This window comes from Kocuria arenosa, from assembly GCF_042879215.1.
GTDB classification, from domain to species: Bacteria; Actinomycetota; Actinomycetes; order Actinomycetales; family Micrococcaceae; genus Kocuria; species Kocuria arenosa.
Genome location: NZ_JBHZTA010000004.1, coordinates 261,329 through 275,799 on the forward strand (window position 1 = coordinate 261,329; position 14,471 = coordinate 275,799).

Here is a 14,471-nt window from a genome sequence, read left to right on the forward strand (position 1 = left end):
CCCGCCCGAGCTTAGTGCGCGAGCCCAGCGACGGCCCGGACGGGAGGTGGCGCCCGCGGAGTCCGCGCCCAGCAGGTGGGGCAGAATGGGCCGAGGCGCAAGGCGCGAGCACCCCTTCGCGTCGGTCGCGCCCGCCGCACGTCACCCGCCGCACGTCACCCACGAGGGAGCGCCCGTTGCCCGCACACGTCACCATCCCCCAGCACCTGCTGCCCGCCGACGGCCGGTTCGGTGCCGGGCCCTCGAAGATCCGCCCGGCGCAGGTCGAGGCCGTCGCCCGCGCCGGCGCGGGCCTGCTCGGCACCTCCCACCGCCAGGCGCCGGTGCAGGAGCTCGTGGGCTCGGTGCGCGAGGGCCTCGCGCAGTTCCTCGGCCTCCCCGAGGGCCACGAGGTGCTCCTGGGCCTGGGCGGTGCCACCGCCTTCTGGGACGCGGCCGCCCTCGGGCTCGTCGAGCGGAAGGCCCAGCACCAGGTGTTCGGGGAGTTCGGGGCGAAGTTCGCCCAGGCCACCGGCGGCGCCCCGTTCCTGGAGGCCTCCTCGATCGTGGAGGCCGCCCCCGGCACCCGCCCGGAGGCCCGGGCCGAGGAGGGCGTGGACGTCTACGCGTGGCCCCAGAACGAGACCTCCACCGGGGTCGCCGCCCCCGTGGCCCGGCCCGCCGGGATCGCGGACGACGCGCTGGTGCTGGTGGACGCGACCTCGGCCGCGGGCGGGATGGCCGCGGAGGTGGCCGCGACGGACGTCTACTACTTCTCCCCGCAGAAGAACTTCGGCTCGGACGGCGGGCTGTGGCTGGGCGCGTTCTCCCCCGCCGCGATCGAGCGGATCGAGCGGATCGGCGCCTCCGGGCGGTGGATCCCGGACTTCCTGCGGCTCACCACGGCGCTGGAGAACTCCCGCAAGAACCAGACCTACAACACCCCGGCGCTGGCCACCCTGGTGCTGCTCGACGAGCAGGTCCGCTGGCTCAACGACCAGGGCGGCATGGCGTGGGCCGCGGCCCGCACGAAGACCTCCTCGGACCTGGTCTACGCGTGGGCCGAGGCCTCGTCCTTCGCGACCCCGTTCGTGGCCCGCCCGGAGGACCGCTCCACCGTGATCACCACCGTGGACTTCGACGACGCCGTGGACGCGGCCGGCGTCGCGGCGGTCCTGCGCGCCCACGGGGTGGTCGACGTCGAGCCCTACCGCAAGCTCGGGCGCAACCAGCTGCGGATCGCCACGTTCGTCTCCATCGAGCCCGACGACGTCGCCCGGCTCCTGGCCTGCGTGGACCACGTCGTCGAGCAGCTCCGCGGACGGCCCGCCCGCTAGCCGGACTCCTCGACGGCTGCGCGCTCCGCGCGCAGCCGGAGCCAGACGACGAAGCCGACCAGGGCTCCGCCGAGTCCCGCCGCCACGGCGACCCCCATGCCCCAGCGCGCACCGAGGGCGTCGGTGATCCAGCCGACGACCGGTGCCCCGATCGGGGTGCCACCCATGAAGATGGCCATGTAGAGGCTCATGACGCGTCCGCGCATCACCGGCGAGGTGGTGGACTGCACGTACGCGTTGGCGGTGGTCATGATCGTCAGCGAGGACAGTCCGCAGGGGATCAGCCACAGCGCGAACAGCGGGAGGGTGGGTGCCGTCGCCGCTCCCAGGCAGCTGAGGGCGAAGACGGCGCTACCCCCGTAGACGTAGCGCAGCCGGGCGCTGCGGCGCCGGGCCGAGAGCAGGGCCCCCGCCACCGTGCCGACCGCGAGGACCGAGTTGAGCAGCCCGAAGGTCTCCGGGCCCCGGCCGAACTCGGGGCCGGCCATGGCGGCCAGGAACACGGCGAAGTTCAGCCCGAAGGTGCCGATGAGGAAGATGGTGACCAGCACCGCCACGATGTCCGGTCGGCTGCCCACGTAGGCCAGTCCTTCCCGGATCTGGCCCCGTCCCCGGCCGGAGCGCGGCATCCCGCGCAGCTCGTCCGTGCGGATCGCGAGGACGGCGGCGAGCATGGCGCCGAAGGTCAGCGTGTTGAGGAGGAACACCCAGCCCGACCCGATCGAGGCCACGAGCACGCCCGCCACGGCGGGCCCGATCATCCGGGCGGTGTTGAACGAGGTCGCGTTCAGGGCCACGGCGTTGGAGAGGTAGGCGTCGTCGACCATCTCCGAGACGAAGGTCTGGCGCACGGGGGCGTCGAACGTGGAGACGACGCCCAGGGCGAGTGCGAAGCCGTAGACGTGCCACAGGGTGGCCGCGTCGGCCAGGACCAGCGCCCCGAGGCCGGCAGCCAGCACCGCCATGGCCGTCTGCGTCCACAGCAGCAGGCGCCGCCGGTCGAGGCGGTCCGCGAGCACGCCGGCCCAGGGCGCGAGGAAGAGCTGGGGCAGGAACTGCAGGGCCGTCACCACGCCCATGGCGGTGGCGTCGTGGTCCGAGAGCTCGTCGAAGACGAACCACGACTGGGCCGTGCGCTGCATCCACGTCCCGATGTTGGACACGAGCGCCCCCAGGAACCACAGCCGGTAGTTGCGGAACCGGAAGGACCGGAACATCCCGCGCGCGGGCTCCGGGGCGTCGTCCGTCCTCGCGGCCCCCGGCGGAGCGGTCAGGACCCCTCGCCCTCCTGCGGCGGGACGGGCCCGTCCTCGGCCGCGGAACGGTCGGCGGGCACCGGCTCGCCGCCGGAGCCCTCGGGTCCGCCGGCCGCGGCGTGCTCCGCGGCCTCGTCCTCGGCCCGGTCCTGCTCCTCCTGGGCCTTCTCCTCAGGGCTCACGCGGGCGGACCACGGGACCCACTCGGGCGCCAGCAGCGCGTCCTCCCCGGGCAGCAGGCCGACCTCGCAGACCGTCACCGCCTTGCTGCGCGGGGCGCGGGCCAGGCTCGCGAACCAGTTCCAGCCCTGATACCCGGGCAGCGTGCACTCGAAGAGGTGGACGACCAGCCGGTCCTCCTCCACCGTCACGCGGTGACCGGAACCGATCTGCCAGGGCTCCGCGATCTGCTCCACCCCGGCGCGGGCCGTGGCGACGTCGGCCACGAGCAGGGGGTCCTGCTTCGGGGCCCGCCGGCGGCGGGGTGCCGCTGCCGCCGGTGCCGCCGGTTCGGGCGCCGGGGGCACCTCCTCGGCGGGCGCGTCCTGGACGGTCTCCTCGGTCACTGCTGGTCTCCCTCGTGGTGGGTGCCGGCGGGTGCCGGCGGTGGGTGCTCGGGATCGGTGGGTGGACGGGCGCGGCGGCCTCAGACGTCCAGGTTGTCGGCCACCGTGCGCAGGATCGCGGCGATCTTCTTCCCGTGCGCGGAGTCCGGGTAGCGGCCCCGGTGCAGCCCGTTGGACATCTCGTCCAGGAGCTTGATGAGGTCCTCCGTGATGACCGCCATCTCGTCGGCGGGCTTCCGGACGTTCTTCGCGACCGACGGGGTCCGGTCGAGGATCCGGGCGGAGAGCGCCTGCGCACCGCGCCGCCCCTGCGCCACCCCGAACTCCATCCGTGTGCCCGGCTTCACCGTGGTGGCACCGGAGGGCAGCGCGGAGGAGGGCAGGAACACTTCCTGGCCGTCGTCGGCCGCCAGGAACCCGAAGCCCTTCTTCGCATCGAACCACTTGACCTTGCCGGTGGGCACGCTGTCTCCCTCGTCCTCGTGTTCGTGGAGGGGTGGCCCGTCGGTCGCTGCCGCCGGGCCACCCTGTGGAACCTCCCATTCTAGCCCTGCTCCGCGGGTGGCGGCCGCCGGGGCGCGGTCACCGGCACACCGTCCCGCTCGGTATTCTGGAGTCATGCCTGCTTCCGACGACCGTGCGGCCGCGCCCGTGAACCGCACTGCCCGACGCCCGGGGATCGACGTCCTCGGCGTCTGCGCGGTCGTGCTCGGCCTGGTCTGCGCCGTGTGCCTCGCCCTGCTGCTCGTGCTCAAGGCCGTCGGCGCGGACCCCTGGGACGGGCTCACGGTCGTACCGTGGTTCGCGTTCCCCGTGGCCTTCCTGCTGTTCTGCGCGGTCCTCGTGCGCTCCCTGCTGCGCCGCCGCCGGGCCTGACCCGTGCTCCCGGACGGGCTGCTCCGGGATCTCGCGTCCCGCTCCCCCGCAGAGCTGGGCGAGCTGCTCGCCGCCCGGCCCGACGCCGCGCGCCCGGGCACGGAGTCCGTCGAGGACCTCGCCGAGGCGCTGCTGTCCCGGGCGGGACTGCGCCGGGCCCTCGACGCCCTCTCCCGGCCCGAGCTGGACGCCGTCGAGCGCGCCGTGGTGCTGGGCCCGCCGGACGAGCCCGTCGCGCGGCTGCTGTCCGGTCCGCCCTGGGACCGGCTGCACCGCCTGGGCCTCGTCCACCGGGACGGCGGGGCACTGCGGCTCGTGCCCGGGCTGGCGGAGGCCCTCGGCCGGTATCCGGCGGGCCTCGGCCGCCCGCGACCGGTGCTCGCCGCCCTCGCCGCCCGGTTGCGCGGCGAAGCACCCGCCGCGCCGGGTGCCGGGGCCGGGCCCCGCACCGCCGAGGAGCTCGCGCAGTGGCCCGCCCCGGCGCGGGAGGTCCTCGAGCGGTTCCGCTCCCGTCCCGTGGGCGCCCTGCCCGACGCCCTGCGCCGTGTCGACCCGGCCGCCGACGCCGACGCCCGGCCCGTCGACTGGCTCCTGGCCCACGGCGTCCTCCTCCCCGTGGACTCCCGCCACGTGGAGCTCCCCCGGGAGGTCGGCCTGCTGCTGCGCGGGCCCGACCCCTGGGCCGCGACCTCCCCGGAGCCGCCGGTCCCACCGGCGGCGCGCGTGCCCGACCGGTTGCGGGACAACGCCGCCGCGGCCGCGGTCGAGCAGCTGCTGCGCCGGACCGCGGCGCTGCGCGCCGAGCTGCGGGCCCGGCCGCTGGCCACCCTGCGGGCGGGCGGGATCGGCGTGCGCGAGCTGCGCCGGCTGCGCTCGGCCCTGGGGGTCGAGCACGCCGAGCTCGTCCGTCTCCTCGGCCTGGGCGAGCTGGCCGGGCTCGTGCGGCTGGACCCGGACACCTCGGCCTGGCGCCCCGCGCCGGCGCCGTTCGAGGACGCCGGGCGCACCGACCAGTGGTGGCACGTGGTGCGGTCGTGGCTGGCCTCCGACGTCGTCCCCTCCGCGGTGGGCCTGCCCCTCGCGGACGGAACGGTCGTCGGGGTCCTCACCCGCGGCACGCACGCCCCGGAGGCCCCGGCGGTGCGCCAGGCGCTGCTCGCCGCCCACGCCGAGCTCGCCGAGCGGGCGCCGGGGGGCCACGGCCCCGAGGACGTCCTGGCGCTCGCCCGCTGGCGGCGCCCGCGCCTCGCCCGGGCCCTGGACCGGTGGGGCCCGGGGATGCTGACGGAGGCCACCGAGCTCGGCCTGGTGGGCGCCGACGCCCTCACGGGGCCCGGCCGGGCCCTCGCGGAGGGCCGGCCCGAGGACGCCGTCCGCTCCGTGGCCGGGTGGCTGCCCGCGCCCTCGCGGACGGTGCTGCTGCAGAGCGACCTCACGGCGACGGCCACCGGCTACCTCGCGCCCGACGTGGCCCGCGCCCTCGACCGGCTGGCGGAGCCGGAAGGCCACGGGCCGGTCCCACGGCACCGCTTCAGCGAGCAGTCCCTGCACCGCGCGCTCGACACCGGATGGACGCCGCCCTCGATCCTGGCGTGGCTCGCGGAGCACAGCCGGGGCCCGGTGCCGCAGGCCCTGGCCTACCTCGTCGAGGAGGCCGGCCGGGGGCACGGGCGGATCCGGATCACCCGGGCGGACTGGGTGCTGACCGGCGAGGAGGAGCTGCTGGAGGCGCTCGCCGGCTCCCCGGACCTCGCGGGACGGCGGCTGCGCCGGCCCGCTCCCGGCGTGCTCGTGGTCGACGCCGGTGAGGAGGTCCCCGGCCGGCGCCGGGGACCGGCCGGTCGGGACCACGAGCTCCGGGAGCTCGCGGCCGCCGTCCGGGCCACGGGCACGGAGCCCGCGCTCGACGTCGCCCCCGCGGAGCCCGCCCCGCCGGACACCGCCGCCGACCCGACCCTGCTGCTCGAGGTCCCCGCCCCGCGCCTGTCCGTCCCCTCCGCGGAGGAGATCCAGGACCTGGTGGACCGGCTCACGGGCCGGGACCGTGGGCGGCGCCCGCCGGACGACCCGACCGACGACCCGACCGACAGTGGAGGAGACGCCCCGTGGGACCCCTGATCGTCCAGAGCGACCGGACCGTGCTGCTCGAGCTCGACCACGAGGACGCCGACGACGCCCGTCGGGAGCTCGCCGCCTTCGCCGAGCTCGAGCGCGCCCCGGAGCACGTGCACACCTACCGCATCACCCCGCTGGGGCTGTGGAACGCTCGGGCCGCCGGGCTGGACGCCGAGCAGGTGCTCGACGTCCTCCTCACCCGCTCCCGCTTCCCGGTCCCCCACGCCCTGCTCCTGGACATCGACGAGACGATGTCCCGCTACGGCCGCCTGGTGCTCGAGAAGGACTCCGTGCACGGGCTCGTGCTGCGCAGCCACGACGCCCCCGTCCTCGAGGAGATCGCCCGGCACCGCAGGATCGCCCCGCTGCTCGGGCCCCGCATCGACGGGGCCACCACGGTGGTGCACGCGAGCGCCCGCGGCCAGCTCAAGCAGCTACTGCTCACCGTGGGGTGGCCGGCGGAGGACCGGGCCGGCTACGTGGACGGCACGCCCCACCCCGTCGCCCTGACGGAGACGGATCCGCTCACGGGCGAGGCCTGGGCCCTGCGGCCGTACCAGCGCCACGCGGTGGAGAACTTCTGGGCGGGCGGCAGCGGCGTCGTCGTCCTGCCCTGCGGCGCGGGCAAGACGCTGGTGGGCGCCGGGGTGATGGCCGCGAGCTCGACGACGACGCTCGTCCTGGTCACGAGCACGGTCTCGGCGCGGCAGTGGAAGGCCGAGCTGCTGCGCCGCACCACCCTGACGGCGGAGGAGATCGGCGAGTACTCCGGGGCCGTCAAGGAGGTCCGCCCCGTGACGATCGCCACCTACCAGGTGCTGACGGCACGCCGCGGCGGGATCCACCCCCACCTGGAGCTGCTCGACGACCACGACTGGGGGCTGATCGTGTACGACGAGGTGCACCTGCTGCCCGCCCCGGTGTTCCGGATGACCGCCGAGCTGCAGGCGCGGCGACGGCTCGGCCTCACGGCCACCCTGGTGCGCGAGGACCACCGCGAGGGCGAGGTGTTCTCCCTCATCGGCCCCAAGCGCTACGACGCGCCGTGGCGGGAGATCGAGGCCCAGGGCCACATCGCCCCCGCCGACTGCGTCGAGGTCCGGGTGGAGCTGCCCCTCGCGGACCGGATGGCCTACGCCTCCGCGGAGGACGCCGACCGGCACCGCCTCGCCTCGTCCTCCGCGCACAAGCTCGACGTCGTGGCCCGGCTCGTGGCGCGCCACCGCGGGGAGCCGGTGCTCGTGATCGGGCAGTTCCTGGACCAGCTCGACGAGCTGGGCGCGCTGCTCCACGCCCCGGTGCTCAATGGCAGCACCGGCACCGCCCGGCGGGAGAAGCTCTTCACCGCGTTCCGGGCCGGGGAGCTGCCGGTCCTCGTGGTGTCCAAGGTCGCGAACTTCTCGGTGGACCTGCCGGAGGCCTCGGTCGCGGTGCAGGTCTCGGGGGCCTTCGGCTCGCGCCAGGAGGAGGCGCAGCGCCTGGGCCGGCTGCTGCGGCCCAAGCACGACGGCCGGCCGGCGACCTTCTACACCGTGGTGGCCCGCGACACCGTGGACGCCGACTACGCGGCCCGGCGCCGCCGCTTCCTCGCGGAGCAGGGCTACGCCTACCGGATCGTCGACGCCGCGGCCGTCGAGTCCCCCGGCGAACTCCCCGAGGACCGGTGAGCGCCGTTCAGCCGACGTTCAGGATGTTCCGAGAAAATGGGCGGCGTGAAGAACGACAACCCCGAAGCAAAGCTGCTCGTCGTCGACGACGAGCCCAACATCCTCGAGCTGCTGGCCACGTCCCTGCGCTTCGCCGGCTTCGAGGTGGTCACCGCCGCCAACGGCCGTGACGCCCTCGCCAAGGCGGAGTCCGAGAACCCGGACCTCGCGGTGCTCGACGTCATGCTGCCGGACATGGACGGCTTCTCCGTGACCCGCAAGCTGCGCGCGTCCGGGCGGCACTTCCCCATCCTCTTCCTCACGGCCAAGGACGAGACCGAGGACAAGGTCACCGGGCTGACCGTGGGCGGTGACGACTACGTCACCAAGCCCTTCAGCCTCGACGAGGTCGTCGCCCGCATCCGCGCGGTCCTGCGCCGCACGCAGCCCGCCGAGGAGGACGACTCCCGGCTGCGCGTGGACGACCTGGTCCTCGACGACGACGCGCACGAGGTGTTCCGCGGCGAGCGCGAGATCGACCTGTCCCCGACCGAGTTCAAGCTGCTGCGCTATCTCATGCTCAACCCGAACCGGGTGCTGTCCAAAGCGCAGATCCTCGACCACGTGTGGGAGTACGACTTCAACGGGGACGCCTCGATCGTGGAGTCCTACATCTCGTACCTGCGCCGGAAGATCGACAACGACCCGGAGCTTCCCCCGCTGATCCACACCAAGCGCGGCGTCGGCTACCTCCTGCGGTCCCAGCACAAGAACCACTGACCCGGTCCCGGGATGCACACCCTGTCCTCCCGGTGGCGCTCGGCCTCGCTGCGCTCGCAGCTCATGGTGCTCACGGGCCTGCTCCTGGCGCTGTCCATCCTGGTGACGAGCTTCGTGGCGATCTCGGTGCTGCGCACCTCGCTCCTGAACGACATCGACCGCGGCCTGCGGGACTCCGTCCAGGGGGTCTCCGCGGTGCTGGTGGCCGACATGGGCGGCGCGCAGGGCGTCCCGGTCCCGCACGCCGGGTTCCTCCTCGACGCCGAGGGGGAGATGCTCGCCGAGGCGGTGCACACTCCGGACGGCCCGCTCGAGCGGCGGCCCGACCTGTCGCAGATCGACCTCGAGCACGTGCGGGAGAACCCCTTCCAGCCGACGACCGTGGGTTCCGTGGACGCCCCGGAGCACCGGTGGCGGGTGGTCGCGGCCGAGACGGAACGGCTGAACCTCGTGGTGGCGGTCGCCGAGCCGCTCGACGAGATGAACGAGATGCTCAGCGCGGTGACCCTCCTGACGCTGAGCTTCGGCGTGGCGACGCTGTTCGCGGCCATGGCCGTCGGCTGGGTCCTGGTCACGCGGGCGTTCGCGCCCCTGCACCGGGTGGAGCAGACCGCCGCCCGGATCGCGGAGGGCGACCTCTCCCAGCGCATGGAGGGCTACAACCGGCAGACGGAGATCGGCCAGCTCTCGGCCAGTCTCAACGCCATGCTCGGACACATCGAGGACGCCTTCGACGCCCGCACCCGGTCCGAGACCAAGCTGCGGCGGTTCGTGGCCGACGCCTCCCACGAGCTGCGCACGCCCCTGGTGACCATCCGGGGCTACTCGGAGCTCTACCGGCACGGCGCCCTGCAGGAGCCCGAGGACGTGGCCGGCGCGATGTCCCGGATCGAGTCCGAGGCGAAGCGTATGACGCAGCTCGTGGAGGACCTGCTGATGCTCGCGCGCCTCGACGAGCGGCGGCCCGCCGAGAACGTCGACGTGGACCTGCTCCACCTCGCGTTCGACGCGGCCGGGGACGCCCGCGCCTCCGCCCCCGACCGGTGGATCGAGGTCGGGGGACTGCGGGGCGGGGGCCCGGTCTCCGCGTGGGTGCACGGCGACGAGTTCCGGCTGCGCCAGGTCGTGGCGAACCTCGTGACCAACGCCCTGCGCTACACCCCGGAGGGCACCCCGATCGAGATCGCGGTGGGCGTGGAGCGCTCGGTCGACGACTCCTTCAACGCCGTCCTGCAGGTGCGCGACCACGGGCCGGGCATCCAGGGCGAGGACGCGGAGCGCGTCTTCGAGCGCTTCTACCGGGCCGACTCCTCCCGCACGCGCGAGACCGGCGGCACGGGGCTGGGGCTCTCGATCGTGGCCGCGATCGTCCAGCAGCACGACGGCACCGTGCGGCTCACGGAGACCCCCGGCGGCGGGGCCACGATGACCGTGCGCGTGCCGGGCATCGAGCCCGCCGACGACGCCCCCGAGGTGTGAGCGGGACCGTCAGGACTCGTAGGTGCCCTGGTGGAAGCGCAGCTGCCAGGGCCCCAGCTCGTTGCGGGAGTCCTCCCGGACCCACAGGGAGCTGCGCAGGCTCGTGCGGTCCCCCGCCGTGAGCCGGTAGACGAGGTGCACGGCCGCACCGCCGAGCTCGACGGCCTCGAGCACGTGCACGTCCACCGATCCGAGCCCCGGTTCGCGCGGCAGCCGGTCGAGGACGTCCTGCCGGGACCACCACGACCCCGAGGCCCCGACCTCGGCGAAGGCCTCGTGCAGGAGCTGGCCCAGCCGCCCCGGGTCCGCCCGGACCTCCGGGCGCAGCAGGTCCCGCTCGAGCGCCTGGACGGTCTCCCCCGCCGACCGACCGCGGGCCAGCTCCTCCTCGTGGGCGAGCAGCTCGCTCAGCAGGTCGGGGTCGTGGGGGTCCTCGAACGCGTCGGGATCCGGATCCTCCACCGGCGGCGCGACGTCGACCGGCGCAGCAGCCGGGGTCCGGGGGCCGGCGCCGTCCGGGTGCCGGGAGGCGCCGTCGAAACCGGGGCCCTCGGGCGCGGGGCGCCCGGTCTGGAACGCGGTGGCCACGGCCCGGGCGCGGAGGTCGGCCGCCTCGTTGAGCTCGTGGCCGGCGTGGCCCTTGACCCACTCGAAGTGCACGTTGCGGCCCGCCATCGCGGCGTCCAGCGCCTTCATGAGCTCCACGTTGAGGACGGGCTTGCCGTCCCGCTTCTTCCAGCCCTTCTTCTTCCAGCCGGGCATCCACTTCGTGATCGAGTTGATGACGTACTGGCTGTCGCACAGCACCCGCAGGGGTTCGTCGGGGCAGTGGGCCGTGGCCTCGAGCAGGTCCAGGACGGCCTTGAGCTCGCCCATGTTGTTGGTGCCGTGGGGCCATCCGCCGGCCCGCCAGGTGTTGTCGTCGATGTACCAGGCCCATCCCGCGGGACCGGGGTTGCCCAGCGCGGAGCCGTCGGCGGCAGCAGTGATCGTCATGGCACTCATCTTTTCACGGCGCCACGACCCCGGACGCCACGGCCTCAGTCGCCGGGCTCCTGCTCGAGCTGCTGCTGGGCGACGTCGCGCACCCCGGCGACCTGCGACAGCTGCACGGCCGCGGTGCGCAGGTCCGTCTTGCCGTCCAGGCGCAGCAGCAGCTCCACCTCGGCACCCCCGGGGCCCTCGACCGTCCGGCTCGAGACCACGGAGGCGGTGAGCTGGAGCTCGTCGACCACGGTGAGGACCTTCCGCAGCACGCCGTGCCCGTCCTCGTAGCGCAGCCGGAGGCCCTGCGGGGCCACCATCCCGGGCAGGCGGCGGGAGATGGGGGTCAGCAGGAGCGCGGAGACGAAGTGCAGGCCGGTGGCGACGACGGCGAGCGGCACGAGCCCGGCCCCGCAGGCCATGCCGATGGCGGCGGAGAGCCAGATGCTCGCGGCCGTGGTCAGACCGTGCACCACGTCCCGGTTGGTGAAGATCACGCCCGCGCCCAGGAAGCCGATGCCCGTGATGATCTGGGCCGCCACGCGGGAGGGGTCGGGACCGGCGTCGATGCCGGGCAGGGCACCGAAGCCGTAGGCGGACACGAGGGTGAACACCGCCGACCCGGTGCCGACCAGGGCGTGGGTGCGCAGTCCGGCGCTCTTGCGACGCAGCCGCCGTTCGAGGCCCACCAGCGACGTGAGCCCGAAGGCGATCAGCACGAGAGCGACCTGGACGGGGACCGCGTCCCACACGACGACGCCCACGGCACCTCCTCCGGCAGCTGGTCCCTATGATTGAACACCACTTCGGGCCCCGCGGCACCGGGTGCGGGGACGACGACGGGCCGGGCACCTCACCGAGGTGCCCGGCCCGTGCCGGATGCGTGCTGGGCACGCTCGACGGGTCAGCCGTCGATCACATCATGCCGCCCATGCCACCCATGCCGTCGTCGGCACCGGCGCCGGCGCCCGCGGGCTCCGGCTTGTCGGCCACGACGGCCTCGGTGGTGAGGAACAGCCCGGCGATGGACGCCGCGTTCTGCAGCGCGGACCGGGTGACCTTGACCGGGTCGTTGATGCCCGCGGCCATCAGGTCCTCGTACTCGCCGGTGGCGGCGTTGAGGCCGTGCCCCTGGGGCAGGCCGCGGACCTTGTCCACGACCACGCCGGCCTCGAGGCCCGAGTTGAGGGCGATCTGCTTGAGCGGGGCGTCGATGGCGACCTTCACGATGTTCGCGCCGGTGGCCTCGTCGCCGGTGAGCTGCAGCTTGTCGAACGCCTTCTGGCCGGCCTGGATCAGGGCCACGCCGCCGCCGGCGACGATGCCCTCCTCCACGGCGGCCTTCGCGTTGCGCACGGCGTCCTCGATGCGGTGCTTGCGCTCCTTGAGCTCGACCTCGGTGGCGGCACCCGCCTTGAGGACGGCCACGCCGCCGGCCAGCTTGGCCAGGCGCTCCTGCAGCTTCTCGCGGTCGTAGTCCGAGTCCGAGTTGTTGATCTCGGCGCGGATCTGGGCCACGCGGCCCTCGATCTCCTCGGCGGTGCCGGCGCCGTCGACGATGGTGGTCTCGTCCTTCGTCACGACGACCTTGCGGGCCTGGCCCAGCAGGTCCACGGTGGCCGTCTCGAGGGAGAGCCCGACCTCCTCGGTGATGACCTGGCCACCGGTGAGGATGGCGATGTCGGCCAGCTGCGCCTTGCGGCGGTCGCCGAAGCCGGGGGCCTTGACGGCCACGGACTTGATGGAGCCGCGCATCTTGTTGAGCACCAGCAGGGCCAGGGCCTCGCCCTCGACGTCCTCGGAGATGATCAGCAGCGGCTTGCCGGCCTGCATGACCTTCTCGAGCACGGGGACCAGGTCCTTGACCGCGGAGATCTTGGAGTTGACCACGAGGATGTAGGGATCCTCGAGGACGGCCTCCTGGCGGTCGGCGTCGGTGACGAAGTACCCGGACAGGTAGCCCTTGTCGAAGCGCATGCCCTCGGTCAGCTCGAGGTCCAGCCCGAAGGTGTTGGACTCCTCGACCGTGATCACGCCCTCCTTGCCGACCTTCTCCATCGCCTGGGCGATGAGACGGCCGATCTCGGGGTCGCCGGCGGAGATCGACGCCGTGGCGGCGATCTGCTCCTCGGTCTCGACCTCCTTGGCGGAGGCCAGCAGCTCCTCGGTGACCGCGGCGACGGCCTTCTCGATGCCGCGCTTGAGGCTCAGCGGGTCGGCGCCGGCGGCCACGTTGCGCAGGCCCTCCTTGACGAGCGCCTGGGCGAGCACGGTGGCGGTGGTGGTGCCGTCACCGGCGATGTCGTCGGTCTTCTTGGCGACCTCCTTGACCAGCTCGGCGCCGATCTTCTCGAACGGCTCGTCGAGCTCGATCTCCTTGGCGATGGACACGCCGTCGTTGGTGATCGTGGGGGCGCCCCAGGCCTTCTCGAGGACCACGTTGCGGCCGCGCGGGCCGAGGGTGACCTTGACGGCGTCGGCCAGGGTGTTCAGGCCCCGCTCGAGTCCGCGGCGTGCCTCTTCGTCGAAAGCAATCATCTTTGCCATGTGACTTCGTCCCTCCTGGACGGTAGACAAACGGTCGACCTCCACGGTGCCCGCGACGGACGGCGCGCACGGCGGCGGACTCTTCCCGACGCCGTGCGGCACCTCACCGTGGTGGTTGAGGTGTCACTCCTGTGCCGGTGGCTGCCCGGGTCGGGCCGGGGACCGAGCCATTGGCAGTCCACACGACTGAGTGCTAATCGCAATCTTGGCACTCGTCCTCGGAGAGTGCAAACCCCTGAGCCGATTGCGCTCAGCCCTGCCACTCCTCGCGGAGCACGCCGTAGACCATGCGGTCGTAGTACTCGCCGCCGACCTTGCGGGCCCGGCGGATCCGGGCCTCCTCTGTGAAGCCCAGCTTCAACGCAACGCGGCACATGCCCACGTTGCCGCTCCACGTCTCGAGGTCGAGGCGGTGGGAGTCGGAGTGGGCGAAGAGGTAGTCGATCCACAGGCGCATCGCCTCGGTGCCGTAGCCGCCGCTCCAGTGCTCCGGGGAGTACACGGTGATGCCCAGGGAGCGCAGCGGCAGCAGGTGCGTGCCGTCGCCCGGGTCCTCGGTGGGCTTCTCCGACCAGTACCAGGACACCTGCCCGATGAACCGGTCGTCGGCGGCGTCCGCGATCACCATCGTCTCGCGCGGGTCCGGCCAGTCCCCCGCGATCACGTGCTCCCGGAGGGTGCCCAGCCAGCGCTGGGCGCCCTCGGCGGTGAAGTTCGGGTAGAACGGGCCGTCCGTGCGCTGCCACTCGTGCTCGCCGCCGCCCTCGGGCGGCATGATCCACGCCTCGTAGGCGGCGAGGTCCTCCTCGGTCCAGTCGCGGACGCGGACTCGGCTTCCTTCGATCTGCACGGTGGTTCCTTCCGGTGGCGTCGGGGGTGAACGGCGTCGGGGGTGAACAGCGTCGG

At 73.9% G+C, this 14,471-nt stretch carries 13 protein-coding genes; 6 read left to right on the forward strand and 7 right to left on the reverse strand.

Translation table 11 applies throughout. The annotated features are described in order from the left end of the window. Window positions 1-176: 176 nt before the first annotated feature. Window positions 177-1,316 (forward strand): phosphoserine transaminase, encoded by a 1,140-nt coding sequence (gene serC, locus ACFYE3_RS09555; RefSeq protein WP_387608419.1) that lies wholly within the window; start codon window positions 177-179, stop codon window positions 1,314-1,316. Here serC and ACFYE3_RS09560 read toward each other — a convergent pair. The 3 genes from ACFYE3_RS09560 to ACFYE3_RS09570 form a co-directional block, all read right to left on the reverse strand. Continuing rightward, the gene (locus tag ACFYE3_RS09560) at window positions 1,313-2,533 is read right to left on the reverse strand and encodes an MFS transporter (RefSeq protein WP_387608421.1); all 1,221 of its coding nucleotides are present in this window, start codon (window positions 2,531-2,533) and stop codon (window positions 1,313-1,315) included. The genes serC and ACFYE3_RS09560 overlap by 4 nt on opposite strands. 53 nt (window positions 2,534-2,586) lie before the next feature. Beyond that, window positions 2,587-3,138 (reverse strand): DUF3027 domain-containing protein, encoded by a 552-nt coding sequence (locus tag ACFYE3_RS09565; RefSeq protein WP_387608424.1) that lies wholly within the window; start codon window positions 3,136-3,138, stop codon window positions 2,587-2,589. Between the two features lie 80 nt (window positions 3,139-3,218). Then, window positions 3,219-3,602, reverse strand: a complete 384-nt coding sequence (locus ACFYE3_RS09570) for a cold-shock protein (protein ID WP_368822676.1) — start codon at window positions 3,600-3,602, stop codon at window positions 3,219-3,221. A gap of 154 nt (window positions 3,603-3,756) precedes the next feature. Between ACFYE3_RS09570 and ACFYE3_RS09575 the strand changes: the two genes are divergently transcribed. From ACFYE3_RS09575 to ACFYE3_RS09595, 5 genes are read left to right on the forward strand one after another with little or no spacing between them, the layout of a single operon-like run. Further along, window positions 3,757-4,014 carry a hypothetical protein gene (locus tag ACFYE3_RS09575; RefSeq protein ID WP_387608428.1) on the forward strand — a complete coding sequence of 86 codons (258 nt, stop codon included), beginning with the start codon at window positions 3,757-3,759 and terminating at the stop codon, window positions 4,012-4,014. A gap of 3 nt (window positions 4,015-4,017) precedes the next feature. Beyond that, the gene (locus ACFYE3_RS09580; RefSeq protein ID WP_387608431.1) at window positions 4,018-6,132 is read left to right on the forward strand and encodes a helicase-associated domain-containing protein; all 2,115 of its coding nucleotides are present in this window, start codon (window positions 4,018-4,020) and stop codon (window positions 6,130-6,132) included. After that, window positions 6,120-7,796 carry a DNA repair helicase XPB gene (locus ACFYE3_RS09585; RefSeq protein ID WP_387608433.1) on the forward strand — a complete coding sequence of 559 codons (1,677 nt, stop codon included), beginning with the start codon at window positions 6,120-6,122 and terminating at the stop codon, window positions 7,794-7,796. The genes ACFYE3_RS09580 and ACFYE3_RS09585 overlap by 13 nt, the downstream gene beginning before the upstream one ends. A gap of 36 nt (window positions 7,797-7,832) precedes the next feature. Continuing rightward, the gene (locus ACFYE3_RS09590) at window positions 7,833-8,555 is read left to right on the forward strand and encodes a response regulator transcription factor (protein ID WP_387608436.1); all 723 of its coding nucleotides are present in this window, start codon (window positions 7,833-7,835) and stop codon (window positions 8,553-8,555) included. A 12-nt stretch (window positions 8,556-8,567) separates the two neighbouring features. Beyond that, the gene (locus ACFYE3_RS09595; RefSeq protein ID WP_387608438.1) at window positions 8,568-10,034 is read left to right on the forward strand and encodes a sensor histidine kinase; all 1,467 of its coding nucleotides are present in this window, start codon (window positions 8,568-8,570) and stop codon (window positions 10,032-10,034) included. Between the two features lie 9 nt (window positions 10,035-10,043). On the opposite strand, the gene ACFYE3_RS09600 is transcribed toward ACFYE3_RS09595, so the two are convergent. From ACFYE3_RS09600 to ACFYE3_RS09615, 4 genes are all read right to left on the reverse strand, one after another. Then, a complete protein-coding gene (locus ACFYE3_RS09600) occupies window positions 10,044-11,030 on the reverse strand; it encodes an RNase H family protein (protein WP_387608440.1) in 987 nt (328 codons plus the stop codon). Window positions 11,031-11,074: 44 nt separating this feature from the next. Beyond that, the gene (locus ACFYE3_RS09605) at window positions 11,075-11,782 is read right to left on the reverse strand and encodes an MgtC/SapB family protein (protein WP_387608443.1); all 708 of its coding nucleotides are present in this window, start codon (window positions 11,780-11,782) and stop codon (window positions 11,075-11,077) included. A 151-nt stretch (window positions 11,783-11,933) separates the two neighbouring features. Further along, the gene (gene groL, locus ACFYE3_RS09610) at window positions 11,934-13,565 is read right to left on the reverse strand and encodes a chaperonin GroEL (RefSeq protein ID WP_368822666.1); all 1,632 of its coding nucleotides are present in this window, start codon (window positions 13,563-13,565) and stop codon (window positions 11,934-11,936) included. Window positions 13,566-13,815: 250 nt separating this feature from the next. Beyond that, on the reverse strand, window positions 13,816-14,415 hold the full coding sequence (locus tag ACFYE3_RS09615) for a GNAT family N-acetyltransferase (protein ID WP_387608445.1): 600 nt from the start codon (window positions 14,413-14,415) through the stop codon (window positions 13,816-13,818). Between the last annotated feature and the right edge of the window lie 56 nt (window positions 14,416-14,471).